The 15,613-nt window shown below is 66.1% G+C and carries 16 protein-coding genes; 8 read left to right on the top strand and 8 right to left on the bottom strand.

The window, feature by feature from the left end; genetic code table 11:
* Positions 1 to 72 precede the first annotated feature (72 nt).
* Positions 73 to 924, top strand: a complete 852-nt coding sequence (locus tag EJA05_RS07890; RefSeq protein ID WP_125857866.1) for a LysR substrate-binding domain-containing protein — start codon at positions 73 to 75, stop codon at positions 922 to 924.
* 74 nt (positions 925 to 998) lie between these two features.
* Here EJA05_RS07890 and EJA05_RS07885 read toward each other — a convergent pair whose 3' ends face one another.
* Complete coding sequence (locus EJA05_RS07885; RefSeq protein ID WP_125857865.1) at positions 999 to 1,748, bottom strand: sulfite exporter TauE/SafE family protein; 750 nt, start codon at positions 1,746 to 1,748, stop codon at positions 999 to 1,001.
* A 115-nt stretch (positions 1,749 to 1,863) separates the two neighbouring features.
* Here EJA05_RS07885 and EJA05_RS07880 point away from each other — a divergent pair, with 115 nt between their 5' ends.
* From EJA05_RS07880 to EJA05_RS07870, 3 genes are all read left to right on the top strand, one after another.
* On the top strand, positions 1,864 to 2,820 hold the full coding sequence (locus EJA05_RS07880) for a LysR family transcriptional regulator (RefSeq protein WP_110996498.1): 957 nt from the start codon (positions 1,864 to 1,866) through the stop codon (positions 2,818 to 2,820).
* Between the two features lie 55 nt (positions 2,821 to 2,875).
* Positions 2,876 to 3,331, top strand: coding sequence for a MarR family winged helix-turn-helix transcriptional regulator (locus EJA05_RS07875; protein ID WP_125463187.1), 456 nt, complete (start codon positions 2,876 to 2,878; stop codon positions 3,329 to 3,331).
* A 141-nt stretch (positions 3,332 to 3,472) separates the two neighbouring features.
* The gene (locus EJA05_RS07870) at positions 3,473 to 3,901 is read left to right on the top strand and encodes an organic hydroperoxide resistance protein (RefSeq protein ID WP_125463186.1); all 429 of its coding nucleotides are present in this window, start codon (positions 3,473 to 3,475) and stop codon (positions 3,899 to 3,901) included.
* A gap of 133 nt (positions 3,902 to 4,034) precedes the next feature.
* On the opposite strand, the gene efp is transcribed toward EJA05_RS07870, so the two are convergent.
* Both efp and earP read right to left on the bottom strand, forming a co-directional pair.
* Positions 4,035 to 4,604, bottom strand: a complete 570-nt coding sequence (efp, locus tag EJA05_RS07865; RefSeq protein WP_125463185.1) for an elongation factor P — start codon at positions 4,602 to 4,604, stop codon at positions 4,035 to 4,037.
* 48 nt (positions 4,605 to 4,652) lie between these two features.
* Positions 4,653 to 5,771 (bottom strand): elongation factor P maturation arginine rhamnosyltransferase EarP, encoded by a 1,119-nt coding sequence (gene earP, locus EJA05_RS07860; protein WP_125857864.1) that lies wholly within the window; start codon positions 5,769 to 5,771, stop codon positions 4,653 to 4,655.
* A gap of 134 nt (positions 5,772 to 5,905) precedes the next feature.
* Here earP and EJA05_RS07855 point away from each other — a divergent pair, with 134 nt between their 5' ends.
* Both EJA05_RS07855 and EJA05_RS07850 read left to right on the top strand, forming a co-directional pair.
* Positions 5,906 to 6,304 carry a hypothetical protein gene (locus EJA05_RS07855; protein ID WP_125857863.1) on the top strand — a complete coding sequence of 133 codons (399 nt, stop codon included), beginning with the start codon at positions 5,906 to 5,908 and terminating at the stop codon, positions 6,302 to 6,304.
* A gap of 1 nt (position 6,305) precedes the next feature.
* Positions 6,306 to 6,788, top strand: a complete 483-nt coding sequence (locus EJA05_RS07850; RefSeq protein ID WP_125857862.1) for a GreA/GreB family elongation factor — start codon at positions 6,306 to 6,308, stop codon at positions 6,786 to 6,788.
* Positions 6,789 to 6,936: 148 nt separating this feature from the next.
* Here EJA05_RS07850 and EJA05_RS07840 read toward each other — a convergent pair whose 3' ends face one another.
* The gene (locus EJA05_RS07840; RefSeq protein ID WP_125463181.1) at positions 6,937 to 7,863 is read right to left on the bottom strand and encodes a LysR family transcriptional regulator; all 927 of its coding nucleotides are present in this window, start codon (positions 7,861 to 7,863) and stop codon (positions 6,937 to 6,939) included.
* A gap of 118 nt (positions 7,864 to 7,981) precedes the next feature.
* On the opposite strand from EJA05_RS07840, the gene EJA05_RS07835 reads away from it, so the two are divergent.
* The gene (locus tag EJA05_RS07835; protein WP_407692095.1) at positions 7,982 to 8,737 is read left to right on the top strand and encodes a 3-oxoacyl-ACP reductase family protein; all 756 of its coding nucleotides are present in this window, start codon (positions 7,982 to 7,984) and stop codon (positions 8,735 to 8,737) included.
* Positions 8,738 to 8,850: 113 nt separating this feature from the next.
* Here EJA05_RS07835 and EJA05_RS07830 read toward each other — a convergent pair whose 3' ends face one another.
* Complete coding sequence (locus EJA05_RS07830; protein ID WP_125857859.1) at positions 8,851 to 9,732, bottom strand: LysR substrate-binding domain-containing protein; 882 nt, start codon at positions 9,730 to 9,732, stop codon at positions 8,851 to 8,853.
* Between the two features lie 107 nt (positions 9,733 to 9,839).
* Between EJA05_RS07830 and EJA05_RS07825 the strand changes: the two genes are divergently transcribed.
* The gene (locus EJA05_RS07825) at positions 9,840 to 11,030 is read left to right on the top strand and encodes an MFS transporter (RefSeq protein WP_125857858.1); all 1,191 of its coding nucleotides are present in this window, start codon (positions 9,840 to 9,842) and stop codon (positions 11,028 to 11,030) included.
* A gap of 200 nt (positions 11,031 to 11,230) precedes the next feature.
* On the opposite strand, the gene EJA05_RS07820 is transcribed toward EJA05_RS07825, so the two are convergent.
* The 3 genes from EJA05_RS07820 to EJA05_RS07810 are packed head-to-tail and all read right to left on the bottom strand — an operon-like array spanning position 11,231 to position 15,600.
* Positions 11,231 to 12,580 (bottom strand): TolC family outer membrane protein, encoded by a 1,350-nt coding sequence (locus tag EJA05_RS07820; protein ID WP_374046915.1) that lies wholly within the window; start codon positions 12,578 to 12,580, stop codon positions 11,231 to 11,233.
* A 9-nt stretch (positions 12,581 to 12,589) separates the two neighbouring features.
* On the bottom strand, positions 12,590 to 13,882 hold the full coding sequence (locus EJA05_RS07815; protein ID WP_125857857.1) for an HlyD family type I secretion periplasmic adaptor subunit: 1,293 nt from the start codon (positions 13,880 to 13,882) through the stop codon (positions 12,590 to 12,592).
* On the bottom strand, positions 13,879 to 15,600 hold the full coding sequence (locus EJA05_RS07810) for a type I secretion system permease/ATPase (protein ID WP_125857856.1): 1,722 nt from the start codon (positions 15,598 to 15,600) through the stop codon (positions 13,879 to 13,881). Before EJA05_RS07810 ends, EJA05_RS07815 begins: the two co-directional genes overlap by 4 nt.
* Positions 15,601 to 15,613: the final 13 nt, after the last annotated feature.

Raw genomic sequence — 15,613 nt, 5'->3', positions numbered from 1 at the left:
CTCAGTCTCTGCCCAGGCCTAAGATCAATCCAACGAATGTTTCTGATGCCATGCATCTCGGAGATTGATGCAATGTCCCAGTATCAGAGTCTCGATGCCGACGTGCTGCGTACCTTCGTCGCCATTGCCGAGCAAGGCGGCTTCACCCGCGCCGGTGAAGTGGTCAACCGCACCCAGTCGGCGGTCAGCATGCAGATGAAGCGCCTGGAGGAAGACATCCTGCAGCGCCAGCTGTTCGAGCGCGACGGCCGCCAGGTGCGCCTGACCGCCGAAGGCGAGGTGCTGCTGGGTTACGCCCGGCGCATCCTCAAGCTGCATGGCGAAGTATTCAATACCCTGCGCATGCCACACATGGTCGGGGTGGTGCGCATCGGCACCCCGGACGACTATGCCATGCGCTACCTGCCCGGCATCCTCACCCGCTTCGCCCAGGCCTACCCGCTGATCCATGTCGAGGTGCACTGCGACTCGTCGAAACAGCTGATGCTGCGCCAGGACCTGGACCTGACCATCGTCACCCGCGAGCCCGGCAATGAAATCGGCCAGCTCCTGCGCCAGGAACGGCTGGTGTGGGCGGCGGCCCGAGGCTACTGCCCACAGGAACAGCGGCCGATGCCGCTGGCGCTGTTCAACACCGACTGTTTCTGCCGCGCCTGGACCTGCAATGCCCTGGAGCAACAGGGCATCGAATACCGTATCGCCTACACCAGCCCCAGCCTGGCGGCGATCTTCGCCATCGTCAGCGCCGGGCTGGCGGTGACCGCGCAACTGCACAGCCTGGTCGGCGGCGAGCTGCGCATCCTTGGCGAGGACGATGGCCTGCCGCAACTGCACATGGCCAATGTGATGCTGCTGCGCAACGCGCAACAGCAGTCGCCGATCACCGATTGCATGGCCGAGTTCATTGTCGAAGGGTTCAAGTAGCACGTAGAAACCATCGCGGGGCAAGCCCGCTCCCACGCTTGCGACTGTGGGAGCGGGCTTGCCCCGCGATCGGGCTAAAGCTCGAACCCAAGCATCACCGCACACACCACCAGGAACACACAGAACAGCGCGCGCAGTACCTTCTCCGGCAAGGCATGGGCCAGTTTCACCCCCCAACTGATGCTGAGCAGGCCGCCCACCGCCAACGGGATACCGACGCTCCAGTCCACGCTCTGATGCACCCCATAGGTCAGCAAGGTCACCGTGGTACTCGGCGCCGCCAGCGCCAGCGACAAGCCCTGGGCCACCACCTGGGTGGTGCCGAACACGCTGGTCAATATCGGCGTGGCCACCACCGCCCCCCCCACACCGAACAGCCCGCCCATGGTCCCAGCGAAGCTGCCCAGCACACCCAACCACGGCCAGGGGTAACGCAACTCGCTGCTCGGCGGCCTCACCCGCAGGAACATCCGCGCCACGTTCCACACCGCCAGCGCCACCAGGAAGCCGACGAAGCCCAGGCGCATCGACTGGGCATCGATGCCCACCGCCCAGATCGAGCCCAGCCAGGCGAAGAGGAAGCTGCACAGCGACAAAGGCACGGCATGGCGCAGCTCGATGCGGTTGCGCTGGTGGTAGCGCCACAGCGCCAGCAGCACGTTCGGCACCACCATCACCAGCGCGGTGCCCTGGGCCAGTTGCTGGTCAAGGCCGAACAGCACGCCCAACGCAGGGATGGCTATCAGCCCGCCACCGATGCCGAACAACCCACCCATGGTGCCTAGCGCGGCGCCCAACACGATATACATCAACCACTCGATCATCAGCGCCTCATCCGCCTGCTCCTGAACAATGGCTGCATGCTACCCAGTCGCGGCTGGCGGGGAAACGCATAGCAGCGCACAATGGCTGTGCGCCTTACGCATAAGCAGACCTGCCATGAGCCCCGACATCCTCACCGAACAGCTGAGCCTGTTCCTCGACGTACTGGAAACCGGCAGTTTTTCTGCCGCCGCTCGCCGCCACCCACTGACCCCCTCGGCCGTGGCGCGGCGCATCGACAACCTGGAAAGCGCCGTCGGCAGCCGCCTGTTCGCCCGCAGCACCCACGCCGTGCGCCCCACGCCCGCCGGTAACGCCTTCGCCGAACGGGCCCGGCGCATCATCGAAGAGTTGCGCCTGGCACGGGCCGAGGCGGTATCGCTGAGCAACGCCCCCGAAGGCTTGATTCGCATCGATGCCCCGGCGGCCTTCGGTCGCCGCCACCTGGCACCGGCCATTGCCGACTTCCTGGTGGCCTACCCCGGGCTGGACGTGCAGTTGCGCCTGATCGACAGCTTCGTCGACCTGCACGGCAGCCACCTGGGCGAAGTCGACCTGGTGCTGCGCGCCGGCCCCCTGGCCGACACCCGCCTGGTGGCCACGCCCCTGGCCTACATGGTGCGTATCGCCTGCGCAAGCCCCGGGTACCTGGCCAGCCGTGGCGTGCCCGCCTGCCCCAGCGAGCTGCCCGGGCATGACGGCCTCGACTGGGACGGCCTGGCGCCGCCGTTCGCCTGGCGCTTCACGGTCGATGGCCAGGCGCGCCTGTACCGGCCCACGCGCATGCGCATGACCGCCAACAATGCCGAAACCTTGCTGTTCGGCGCACTGGCCGGCCTGGGCATCGCCCACCTGCCCACCTGGCTGATCAGCGACTACCTGCTGCGCGGCGAACTGCTGCCACTGTTCTGCGACAACGGCCTGCCCGCGCCGGAGAGCAGTGGCATCTATGCGCTGCGCCTGGAACATGAAACGAACTCTCGCAGCCGCTTGCTGCTCGAATTCCTCAAGAGCCGCTTCAGCCCGGTGCCCCCCTGGGACCTGGCCTTACGCAGCGAGCTGCGCTGGCAATGAGCGCGCTAACCTTCAGCGTGCTAGATTTTCACCTACACCGATTTCAAGGACCTGCATGAACGCCAACCCCCAAGCCCCCTGCGACGAGCTGCTGCTGGACAACCAGGTCTGCTTCGCCCTGCATTCGACGTCGCTGCTGATGACCAAGGTCTACAAGCCCCTGCTGCAGGCGCTGGGCCTGACCTACCCGCAGTACCTGGCCATGCTGGTGCTGTGGGAGCAGGACGGCCTGACCGTGGGCGAGATCAGCCAGCACCTGCTCACCGACCCCGGCTCGCTCACCCCTCTGCTCAAGCGCCTGGAAAGCGAGGGGCTGCTCAAGCGTACCCGCAGCCGCGAAGACGAACGGGTGGTGCTGGTGCAACTGACCGACAAGGGCCGCGCCCTGCAACAGCAAGCCCGGGACGTGCCGCACTGCATCCTCAAGGCCAGCGGCCGCACGGTCGAGCAACTGGCCAAGCTGCAGGCAGAACTGATCGAACTGCGCGCGAACCTGCAAAAAAACCTCTGACGGCTATGCTGGGTGATGGCCGTTCGGACGAGTGGCCGAACATTTAACTTGCGCGCAAACTAATTGCGCGCTAAGTTTTATCCCGTACCCACCCAGCGCCCCTTCCATCAACGGGCGCATAGCATATGAACGAGGCTCAAGATGCAAAAGGTCACTCCGCTGTACATCGCAGAAGCCACTTCCACTGGCGGCCGCGACGGTAAATCCCGCTCCAGCGACGGCAAGCTGGAAGTCAAGCTGAGCACCCCTAAAGAGCTGGGCGGCGCTGGCGGTGACGGCACCAACCCCGAGCAGATGTTTGCCGCCGGCTACTCGGCCTGCTTCATCGGCGCCCTGAAGTTCGTCGCCGGCCAGGAGAAAAAGGCCCTGCCGGCCGATGCCTCGATCACCGCCAAGGTGGGTATCGGGCAGATTCCCGGTGGCTTCGGCCTGGACATCGACCTGCACATCAACCTGCCGGGCCTGGCCCAGGGCGATGCCGAAGGGCTGGTGGAGAAGGCGCACAAGGTCTGCCCTTACTCCAACGCAACCCGTGGCAATGTAGATGTGCGGTTGCATGTGACCGTATAACAAAATGATCGCGGGGCAAGCCCGCTCCCACGCTGGTCGCATCCTGGCGTGGGAGCGGGCTTGCCCCGCGATGTTTATCAGGCACAAAAAAACCCGGCCGAGGCCGGGTTTTTCGTGCTCATCGCAAGAAGGATTACTTCTTGGAACGGCCCTTGAAGCTGTTGTCGCGAGTGTCGATGTCGATCCACTCGTCGATCTGGATGAAGTCGGCAACCGAGATCTCGGTACCGTTCTTCAGCTTGGCAGGCTTCATGACCTTGCCCGAGGTGTCGCCACGTGCGGCGTTCTCGGTGTAGACAACCTGACGGCTGATGGTGGTCGGCAGTTCTACCGATACCAGGCGGCCTTCGAAGAACACGGCTTCGCAGATGTCTTCCATGCCTTCTTCGATGTACGGCAGAACGGCGTCGATGTCTTCGGCGTTCAGTTCGTACATGGTGTAGTCGGAAGTGTCCATGAAGGTGTACGAGTCACCGCTGATGAACGACAGGGTCGCTTCTTTGCGATCCAGGATCACGTCGTCCAGCTTGTCGTCCGCACCGTATACGGTTTCGGTCTTGTAGCCGGTCAGCAGGTTCTTCAGCTTGGTCTTCATGATCGCGCTGTTACGGCCCGACTTGGTGAACTCAGCTTTCTGAACCAGCCACGGGTCGTTATCGATCCGCAGTACGGTACCGGGTTTCAGCTCTTTACCAGTTTTCATTACGAAGTATCCGAATCTGGATGGATTTATAAAAATCGAGGCCGCGTATCATAGCGAATTTCGGTAAAACTGTACCAGTCTCGTGGCGAGGTCCGGCTGAGCGGCCTGTTCGGCGCGCCACTGGCGGGCATGGGTGCACAACTCAGCCCAGTGCGGCTGCAGCCTTTGCCAGGCCTGCCCCATCGGCTGATCCATGTTCCAGGCACGCCACATCGCGGTCAGCGCCAGGCCAGCGGCGTCCGACAGCCCACGACGGTAAATGGCCAGGAAGGCTTCGAGTTTTTCCCAGTGGGCGTTCTCTTCCTGGATATAGATGTGCCACAACATCGGCGCGCCGGCCCATTGCGCGCGCACGAACGAATCCTCGCCGCGCACGGCGTTGAAGTCGCAGCTCCACAGCAGCTTGTCGTAATCGTCCTGGCTGACGAACGGCAGCACCTGCACGGTCAAGGCGCCGCGCCGATGCAAGGCCCCCACGGGCAGCTCGGGCTCGCCCAGCCAGCGGCCCAGATCCCCCAGGATGCGCCCCTGCGGCACCAGCAGGTGAACCGGCTGCGCATCGGCCGCCAGCGCATCGAGCCAGTTGCACAACTGCGGGTTCTCGTAGGCGAACAGCGAAATCAGCCGCGCGCCGTCCTCGGGCACAACGCCTAACTCGGCGAGGAAGCTTGCGCGCTCGAACGCCTCGCGGCGCGGCAACAAGGCGCGCTCGCGCAGCAGGCCACCGGTTTTTTCAGTGAAGCCCGGGAAGAAGAAGATCTTGCGCAGCCCGTTGGCCTGCGGCGAGGGCAGCCCATGGCAACCCTCGACCCAGTCCTCGGCACTGAGGTAGTCCAGGTTCAGCCACAAGGGCGGCTTGGGCAGCTGGGCCATGGCCTCGACGAACGCCGGCGGCAACTGGCAGGCAAAGGCCCCGATCACCACCTGTGCAGGCGCTGCGCCCTGCCATTCGGCGGCCCAGCGGCGCACCTCGACGCCCTCCTGCCATTGCTGGTCGGCATCGCAGTCCAGCGCCGGGCACAGGCGGGCGAAGGACTGCAGGTCATCCACCCACAGGCGCACGCCCAGCCCATGCTCGGCCACCAGTTGGCGGGCCAGGCGCCAGGTCACGCCGATGTCGCCATAGTTGTCGACGACCGTGCAGAAGATGTCCCAGGTGGTTTTCATCGCCACGTCCCGTTACCTGCAAAAAAGACCGCGGATTCTGCGCACAAATGCGCGCCGACAAAAGCGCCGCGCTAAAAAAACCTGCCACGCCATGCGACAATGCCGCCATCGATCCGCCCTGCCAGGAGGCCGCCATGCCCCGCTCCCGCGAACTGAAGATCACCCTCAAACCCGTGCAACTGATCCTGTGCGTCGCCTTCGGCCTGTGGCTGGGGGCCGTCGCCATCGCTCTGAGCCTGTGGCTGGCGCAGCGCCTGTGGCCGGAACAGGTGCAGCCGGTGGCCCAGGCGGTCGCCCCGGCCATCGTCCAGCCGGCGCCCGCCAGCGCGCCCGCGCAACCGGAAGATGCCCAGGCGCAGATGTTCGAACGCTACAAGGACATCCTGCACCAGCAGCAATTGCAACAGGCGGCCGAAACCGCCCAGGGCAGCCCGCGCAACCTGAACAACCCCAAGTGCCAGTTCTGGCTGCAACAGAACCGCACCGCGCCGACCGACAAGAGCCAGGCCAACGTGCTGGAGTTCTGCTACTGAGATGAACAAGACCAGCCTGCTGCAGCGCATCATCGCCACCCTCGAGCACGACATGGAAGTGCTGCGCCAGGCGGCCCAGACCGCCTACGAAACGGCCACCGCCGAAGAGAACATCGCCGAGAACAAGTACGACACCCTGGGGCTGGAGGCGTCCTATCTGGCCACTGGCCAGGCCCGGCGCACCGCCGAGATCCGCCAGGCGCTGCTGACCTATCAACAACTGGTGTTGCGCGACTATGACCCGGCGCGGGGCATCCAGATCGGCTGCCTGGTGACGCTGGAAGATGAAGACGGCCGCCAGCGCCTGCTGTTCCTCGGGCCGGAGGGGGCCGGGCTGAAGATTGGCGAAGGTGATGCCCTGGTGACGGTGATCACCCCGCGTGCGCCACTGGGGCAGCAACTGCTGGGCAAGAAGCTGGATGACGAGGTGAGCCTGGTGGTGAATGGGGTGATGCAGGTGCAGTACATCGTCGCCGTCGTGTAATCAATGGTGCAAGCCTGCCTCCACACGCTCTTGCAAGCTGCGCCGAACCTGTGGGAGCCGGCTTGCCGGCGATCACCGGCGAAGCCGGTGCCCGAGACTGCGGCGCCTGCATCGCCGGCAAGCCGGCTCCCACAAAGTGCCGCGATGGTCATTGCAACGCATTGAACCGCCCCGCCAACCCCTGTTCGGCAAACTGCTCCACCACAAAATCGATGAACGCCCGGGTCTTGCCCGGCAACAGCTTGTGTTCGGCGTAATACAGGCTGATGTTGCCATCGTCCACGTACCAGTCCGGCAGCACGCGCTGCAGCTTGCCCTCGGTCAGGTACGGCAAGGCAAACGGCAAACTCACCAGGGCAATCCCCAGCCCCTGCCCGGCCACGGCGCAGGCGGCATCGGAGTCGCTCATGGTCATGCTCTGCGGCAATTGCAGCGGGCACTGCTCCTGCCAACGGCTGGTCAGCGGCCAGGCACGCACGCGGCCGGTTTGCGGCGAACGGATCAGGATGCCTTCATGCTGCGCCAACGCACTGGGATGCTCGATCGGCGGGTGCCGCAGCAGGTACGCCGGCGCCGCCACCAGCACCCGGTGCGCAGGGGTCAGCTTGCGCGCCACCACCCCCAGCGGCAGCTCGAAACCACCGCCGATGGCGGCATCGAAGCCCTGCCCGATCAGGTCGACCTGGCGGTTGTCGAAATGCCAGTCCGGGGTGATCGCCGGGTAACGCCGCAAGAACTCCCCCAGCAACGGCAGCACATACAGCCGCCCGAACACCGTGCCCATGCTCACCCGCAGCACACCCGCCGGCTGGCCCTCGGCACTGGCCAGGTTGGCCATGGCGTACTGGATGGTGCGCAAGCTGTCGCTGACTTCCCCCAGAAATCGTTGCCCCGCCTCGGTCAGGGTCAGCTTGCGGGTACTACGCTGGAACAACCGCACGCCCAGGCGCGCTTCCAGTTGGGCGACGTTCTTGCCGACCGCCGCCGGGGTCAGCGACAGGCGCCGGGCGGCTTCGGCAAAGCTGCCCACTTCAGCGCTGCGAACAAAGCATTCAAGGTGACTGAACGATTCCATGGCTTGGATTCTCAACCAACGGTTTACTCAGATGATCGTGATTACCATCTTATCAGTGGGTAATCATCGGTCGATACTGCGCCCATCCAAGGCAACCTGCCTTGCTTGAATACTGGAGATCAGCATGTCCCAAGCACTTCCCCTGAGCGGCAAAGTAGCCCTGGTCCAGGGCGGTTCCCGTGGTATCGGCGCGGCCATCGTCCGCCGCCTGGCCCGCGACGGCGCCAAGGTAGCCTTCACCTATGTCAGCTCCGCCGCCACCGCCGAAGCCCTGGCCGGCGAGATCAATAACGCCGGCGGCCAGGCCCTGGCCCTGCGCGCCGACAGCGCCGAGGCCGCTGCCGTGCAGCAGGCCGTGGCCGACACGGTCAAGGCCTTCGGTGGGCTCGACATTCTGGTCAACAATGCCGGCGTGCTGGCGGTGGCGCCGGTGGCCGAGTTCGACCTGGCCGATTTCGACCGCATCCTGGCGGTCAACGTGCGCAGCGTGTTCGTCGCCACCCAGGCCGCCGCGAAACACATGGGCCAGGGTGGGCGGGTCATCAACATCGGCAGCACCAACGCCGAGCGCATGCCATTTGCCGGCGGCGCGCCGTATGCCATGAGCAAGTCGGCGCTGGTCGGCCTGACCAAAGGCCTGGCCCGTGACCTGGGGCCCCAGGGCATCACCGTCAACAACGTGCAGCCAGGGCCGGTGGACACCGACATGAACCCGGCCAGCGGCGAGTTCGCCGACAGCCTGATCCCGCTGATGGCCATCGGGCGCTATGGGCAGGTGGAAGAGATCGCCAGCTTCGTGGCCTATCTGGCAGGGCCGGAGGCGGGCTATATCACCGGCGCCAGCTTGACCGCCGATGGTGGGTTCTCGGCCTGAGACACGCGTCTCCTGGCAGACCTAATCGCTGGCAAGCCAGCTCCCACAGGAATCAGGCAATAGATGTGGGAGCCGGCTTGCCGGCGATGAGGCCAGCACAGGCAGCTACATACTCAGCCATCGGCCCCCAGGCTCTGCTCCATCACCTGCAGAAACGCCCGCGCCGCCGGCGTCGGGCTGGGCGACCACACGGCATACAAATGCCGTACCGGCGCATCCAGCAACGGCACCACCGCCACCCCGGCAAAACCCCGGGCGATCCGCTCCGGCACCAGCCCCACGGCCATGCCGCGCTGGACGAACTTTTCCACCAGGCGAATATGGCCGATCTCGAACTGCACCCGATGCACCAACCCCGCTGCCTGGAATGCTTCGTCGGTCTGCCGGCGCGCGCCAGTGCCTTCGGGGAAGTCCACCAGCACCTCGGCGGCCAGGTCCGCCAGGGCCAGCTGCGCCCTGCCCGCCAAGGCATGGGTGGGCGGCAGCACCGCCACCAGTTCCTCACGCGCCAGCAGGCGATGCTGCACGCCCTGCAGCACTTCGCCCTGCCACAAACCAACAAACCCCACGTCCAGGCGCCGCTCGCACACGTCGGCCATCAGCAGCTCGCTCTTGGCGGTCAGCCAGCGCACGTCCACGTCCGGGTGGCGGCGATGGAACACCGCCAGCAGGTCGACCAGGTCGAGCGCGGTGAGCGAACTGATTTCACCGATCGACAGGCGCCCGCGCACCTGGCCACAGGCGGCGGCCACGTCATCGGCAATGCGCCTGGCGGCCTCCAGCGCCGGCCGGGCACTGAGCACGAAGGCTTCGCCGGCATGGGTCAGGCGTACCCGCCGCGAGCTGCGCTCGAACAGGCTGACCCCCAGCTGCGCCTCCAGCCGCGCCACCTGGTGGCTGAGCGCCGACTGCACCACATGGCAGCGCTCGGCAGCGCGGGTGAAACTGCCGGTGTCGGCCACCGCCAGGGCGTATTCGAGCTGCTTGAGATTCATCGATCTATCTGCTTTTTAGATGGACAAGCTGAAAACTATACATTGGCGTCATGCCAGACACTTCCTGATACTTGTCGCCATTCCACCTTGCCTGCCACGAGACAACCATGAACGCCCCCACTCTCAGCCGCGCCCTGATCCTGCTGATGGCCACCGCCACCGGGCTGGCCGTGGCCAGCAACTACTACGCCCAACCGCTGTTGCACAGCATCGCCGAGCAGTTCGGCCTGAGCACCGCCGGCGCCGGCACCATCGTCATCGCCGCCCAGCTCAGCTATGGCGCCGGCCTGTTGTTGCTGGCACCGCTGGGTGACCTGTTCGAACAGCGCCGGCTGATCGTGACCATGGTGCTGATCGCCACCGCCGGCCTGGTCATCAGCGCCTGCGCCCCCAGCCTGCCCTGGCTGATCCTCGGCACCGCGCTGACCGGGCTGTTCTCGGTGGTGGCGCAGATCCTCGTGCCGATGGCCGCCGCCCTCAGCGCCCCGGACCAGCGTGGCCGCGCCGTGGGCACGCTGATGAGCGGCCTGCTGCTGGGCATTCTGCTGGCACGCACCGCCGCCGGCTTCATGGCCGAACTGGGCGGCTGGCGCAGCATCTACGTATTGGCCGCGGTGCTGATGGCGCTCACCGCCCTCGCCCTCTACCGCAGTCTGCCGCAACACCGCAGCCATGCCGGGCTCAAGTACCCGGCGCTGATCGGCTCGGTGTTCCGCCTGTTCATCGAAGAGCCGGTACTGCGCCTGCGTTCGCTGCTGGGGCTGTTGGCGTTCAGCCTGTTCGCGCTGTTCTGGACGCCGCTGGCGTTCCTGCTGAGCAGCCCGCCGTACCACTATTCCGACGCAGTGATCGGCCTGTTCGGCCTGGCCGGTGCGGCCGGGGCGCTGGCGGCCAACTGGGCCGGGCGCCTGGCCGACCGCGGCAAGGGTTCGCTGGGCACCACGGTGGGCCTGGTGGCGCTGCTGCTGTCGTGGCTGCCGCTGGCCTTTGCGCAAAGCTCGCTGGCGGCGCTGCTGCTGGGCGTGCTGCTGCTGGACCTGGCGGTGCAATTGGTGCACGTGAGCAACCAGAATGCGGTGATCGTGCTGCGCCCTGAAGCGCGTACACGCCTCAATGCCGGCTACATCACCTGCTATTTCATCGGCGGCGCGCTGGGCTCGTTGCTGGGGACGCAGTTGTTCCAGCGGCATGGCTGGAACGGGATCGTCGTCGCCGGGGTGGTGATCGGCGCCGTGGCGCTGGCGGTGTGGGGGTTGGCGGAGCGCAAACGGGTGAAGTTGCAGCCGGAGGTGGCCTGACCTTCAAGGCCGCCAATGGCTTTCATCGCCGACTGACACGGGCACCGCAGTGTCTCTTTCGCGGGCAAACCCGCTCCCACAGGGTCACGCGATCCCTGTGGGAGCGGGTTCACCCGCGAACACGGGCATAGCCCGTGCCAGGCAATGAGGTGTCATCTTCGCGGGTAAATCGCAGCGGCGAACCGCCGCTCCCACAGGGGTCACAGCTTGCTGGCGATGAATGCCTCATCCACCCGCGCCAACTGCGTCTCGCTCAACACCCCCGCCTGGTAGTGCAGCTTGATCCAGGCCAGCAGGTAGTCATACCGCGCCTGGGCCAGGTCGCGGCGGGTGGTGGCCAGCTGTTGCTCGGCATTGAGCACATCCAGGTTGACCCGCTCGCCGCCCTGCACGCTCTTGCGCGTCGACACCACCAACGCCTCGGCCGCCACCAGCGCTCGCTCGTAGGCACGCAGGCGGCTGGCCCCGGACTGGCAGGCGTTGTACTGCCTGCGCAGCTCGATCAGGGCGCTGCGGGTAGTGCCGTCCATGGCGTACTCGGCCTGCTCCAGCTGCCGGCTGGCCTGACGGGTCGAGGCCGAGACAGCGCCACCGGCGAAGATCGGCACGCTGACCTCGATGCCGACGGTGTTGGTGTCGTAGCGCTGGTTGTAGGTGTTGCCGCTGTCCGATTCCTGGCGCCGCGAGGTGGCGAACGCGGTGACCCTGGGCAGGTGCCCGGCGCGGTTGCGTTCCACTTCCTGACGCGCCACTTCCACAGCCTGACGCGACGACGCCAGCTGTGGATTGTTGGCCACGGCCCGTTCCTGCCAGGCGTCATAGCCGCTGGGCTCGACCGGCGGCAGAACGAAGCCGGCCGAAAGCGGCGCGAGGTCCTCGACCCGCACCGCAGGCTCGCCGATCAACGCGCCCAGCTCGCGCAGCGCGGCATCCTGCTCGTTGCGCGCCTGGATCTCCTCGGCATCGGCCAACTCGAACCGGGCCTGGGCTTCGAGGATGTCGGTACGGGTGCCTTCGCCGGCATCGAACAGCCGTTGGTTCTGCTGGAACTGCTGGCGGTAGGCCTGTTTGCTGGCCACGCTGATGGCGATCTGGTCCTGGGCGAACAGCGCCTGGGTATAGCTGGTCATTACCCGCACCAACAGTTGCTGGCTCTGATCGCGGAAGTTTTCGTCGGCGTACAGCGCCTGGGCCACGCCCTTGCGGTAGCTCGAATAGGCTTGGTAATCGAACAAGGGCTGCTGCAGGGTGAAGCTCGACCCCATGCTGTTGTAGGTGCGGTCCTCGGTCTGGCGCCGAGAATCGCCAAGGTAGGACACCTCGGAATCGTTGCGCCCGCGGTTGTAGTTGTACGACAGGTTCGGCAACAGCCCGGCGCGGCCGATGTCACGATAGGCCTGGCCGGCCTCGTGTTCCTTGAAGGCGGCCAGGTAGGTCGGGTCGCGGCGCAGCGCCTGCTCGTAAACCTGGAACGGCCCCATGGCCGCCTGCGCGGCCGTCGGCAGCCAGGCGCAGGCCGCCAGCAGCCCGATCAATTGCAGCTTGTTCACACGCAGTCCTTATTGTTCGGTCAAGGCGCTGCCTGCACGGTCGAGCAGGGGCTTGAACAGGTAGTTGAGCAGTGAGCGTTCGCCGGTACGTACGAACAGTTCGGCGGGCATGCCCGGGCGGATCGACAACCCTTGCAGGCGTGCCAGCGCCGCGTCGCTGACGCTGCTGCGCAGTACGTAATACGGCTGGCCGGTGCGTTCGTCGATCAGTTGGTCGGCCGACACCAGCGCCACTTCGCCGGTCACCCTGGGCGTGCGGTTCTGGTTGAACGCGGTGAACAGGATGTCCACCGGCAACTGTGGCGCCACCTTGTCCACCAGGTTGACCGGCAGGCGCCCTTCCACCTCCAGCGCGGTGCCCTGGGGGACGATTTCCAGCAAAGTGTCACCGGCACGCACCACCGCGCCCTCGGTGTGCACGCCCAGGTTCACCGCGATGCCGTCGGCCGGGGCGAGGATCTCGCTGTGCTGCAGGTCGAAACGCGCGGAATTGAGCTGCTGCTCAAGCGTCGCCGCTTTCACCTGGGCCTCGGCCAGCTGGCTGCGCACTTCTTTCTGGTACTCCTCGCGGCGCTGTTGCAGGTTGAACCGCGCCTCGACGATCACCTGTTCAAGCCGTGCGCTTTCGCCAGCGTTCTGCGCCAGGTCACGCTGCACCTGCGACAGCTGGCGCTGGTACTCCAGCACCCGGTTGCGCGGGATGTAGCCCTCGCCGGCCAGCGGGCGCAGGCTGTCCAACTGCTCGCGCAACGAATCGGCCTGGGCCTGCAGGTCGCCGCGGGCACGGCGCATGCCGGCCAGCTGGGCCTGGGAGCCATCGATGCTGGCGGCCAGGGCGCCCTGCTCGCGGGCCAGGGCCTGGCGCCGGCTGTCGAACAACTGGCGCTGGCCTTCGAGGATCAGCCCCAGCCTGGGGTCGGCATCGGCGCTGAGCTCGGCGGGAAACTGCAACTGGCCAAGGTTGTCGCGCTCGCTCTGCCAGCGCGCCAGGCTGGCGCGGCTCATGCGGTACTGGGCCTGCAGCGCGTCGACATCGGCCTGCACCTGGGTGCGATCAAGGCGAAACAGCGGCTCGCCCTGGCGCACCTGCTGGCCTTCGCTGACCAGGATCCGGCTGACCACGCCGGCAGCCATGGACTGCACCGCCTTGCGCTTGCCCGACACCACCACCGTGCCTTGCACCGGCACGCCCTGATCGAGCGGCGCCAGGCTGGCCCAGGCCATGAACCCGCCAAAGCCGACCAGGGTCAGCAGCCAACCCAGGCGTACATGGAAACGCGCATCGCGCTCATGCCGGCTCATGCGCCACCTCCGGCCTGCAATGGGCGTTGCGCCTGGCCCTGGCCAAGGGCGTGGAGAATGTCGCGGGCCGGGCCGAAGCCCTGCATGCGCCCTTCGTTGAGCACCAGCAGTTTGTCGGCCTGGGCCAGTGCCGCGCTGCGGTGCGTCACCAGCACCACGGTGCGGCCCTGGGCCTTGAGCTGCATCAGGGCGCTGGCCAGGGCGGCTTCGCCGGGGCTGTCGAGGTTGGAGTTGGGCTCGTCGAGCACGATCAGGCAGGGGTTGCCGTACAGCGCGCGGGCCAGGGCAATGCGCTGCTTCTGCCCGCCGGACAGGTCGGCGCCCGCCTCGCCCAGGCGGGTGTCGTAGCCCTGGGGCAGGCGCAGGATCAGCTCATGCACCCCGGCCAGGCGCGCGGCCTCGACCACTTTCTGGCCATCCAGCTCGCCGAAGCGGGCGATGTTCTCGGCAATGCTGCCGCGCAGCAGCTCGATGTTCTGCGGCAGGTAGCCAATGTGCGGGCCAAGGGCTTCACGGTCCCATTGCTTGAGCTCGGCGCCATCCAGGCGCACATGTCCGGCCAGGCTCGGCCACACGCCGACCAGCACCTTGGCCAGGGTCGACTTGCCCGAGCCCGAGGCCCCCAGCACGCCCAGCAGTTCACCCGGCGCCAGGCTGAAGCTCACCTGCGCCAGCGTGGCCAGGTTGCGCCCGGGCGGGCCGGCGCTGAGCTGCTCCACCGCCAGGGCACCGCTGGGTGCCGGCAACGGCATGGGCGCCGGCGGCTCGGGGTGATCGTGCAGCAAGCTGCCCAGGCGCTGGTAGGCCAGCTGGGCGCCGCTCCACTGCTTCCACACCGCGATCAACTGGTCTATCGGGCTGAGCACCCGGCCCATGAGGATGGAACCGGCGATCATCATGCCGGGCGTCATCTGGCCCTCGATCACCAGCAGTGCGCCCAGGCCCAGTACCAGCGATTGCAGGCACAGGCGCAGGCCCTTGCTGCTGGCGGTGATCACCGCCGAGGTGTCGCTGGCGCGGTTCTGCAGGTCGAGGAAGCGCCCGTGCAGGGCGAACCAGCGCTGGCGCAGGGCGCCGAGCATGCCCATGGCCTGGATGCTTTCGGCGCTCTGCAGCTGGCTTGCGGCGAGCATGGTCGATTGCTGCTGGACGTTGCTGGCCTCGGCCAGGGTGGCATGGGTCAGGCGCTCGTTGAGCACGGCCAGGCCGACCAACAGCAGTGCGCCGACCGTGGCCATCACTCCGAGCCATACATTGAACAGGTAGATCACCGCCAGGTAGAGGGGGAACCAGGGGGCATCGAAGAAGGCGAACAACGCAGGCCCGGTGACGAACTGGCGCAATTGGGTGAGGTCGTTCAAGGCTTGCCCGGCAGCGCCGTCACGCTGGCGCAAGTTACGCTCGAAGGCCGCGCGATACACACTCAGGTTGAAACTTTTCTCCAACTGGTTGCCCACGCGAATAACAATGAAACTGCGCACCGCTTCGAGTGCGCCGATATATACAAAGAAGCCGACGACCATCAAGGTCAGCATCCACAACGTTGTGGTGTTCTGCGAACTCAGTACACGGTCGTACACTTGCAACATATAAATGGAAGGTACCAGCATCAATACATTGATCAGTGCGGTAAAACAGCCAACGCTGATCAAGGTCGACTTGTAGTTGCCGAGCGCCGCCCACAAGGGTGCCCCGGGCTTTTGGCTCGGTTGTTTCATGTTTCGCCCTTAT

The sequence above is a fragment of the Pseudomonas oryziphila genome (assembly GCF_003940825.1).
GTDB lineage: Bacteria > Pseudomonadota > Gammaproteobacteria > Pseudomonadales > Pseudomonadaceae > Aquipseudomonas > Aquipseudomonas sichuanensis.
This window is presented reverse-complemented; position numbering and strand designations above follow the sequence as displayed.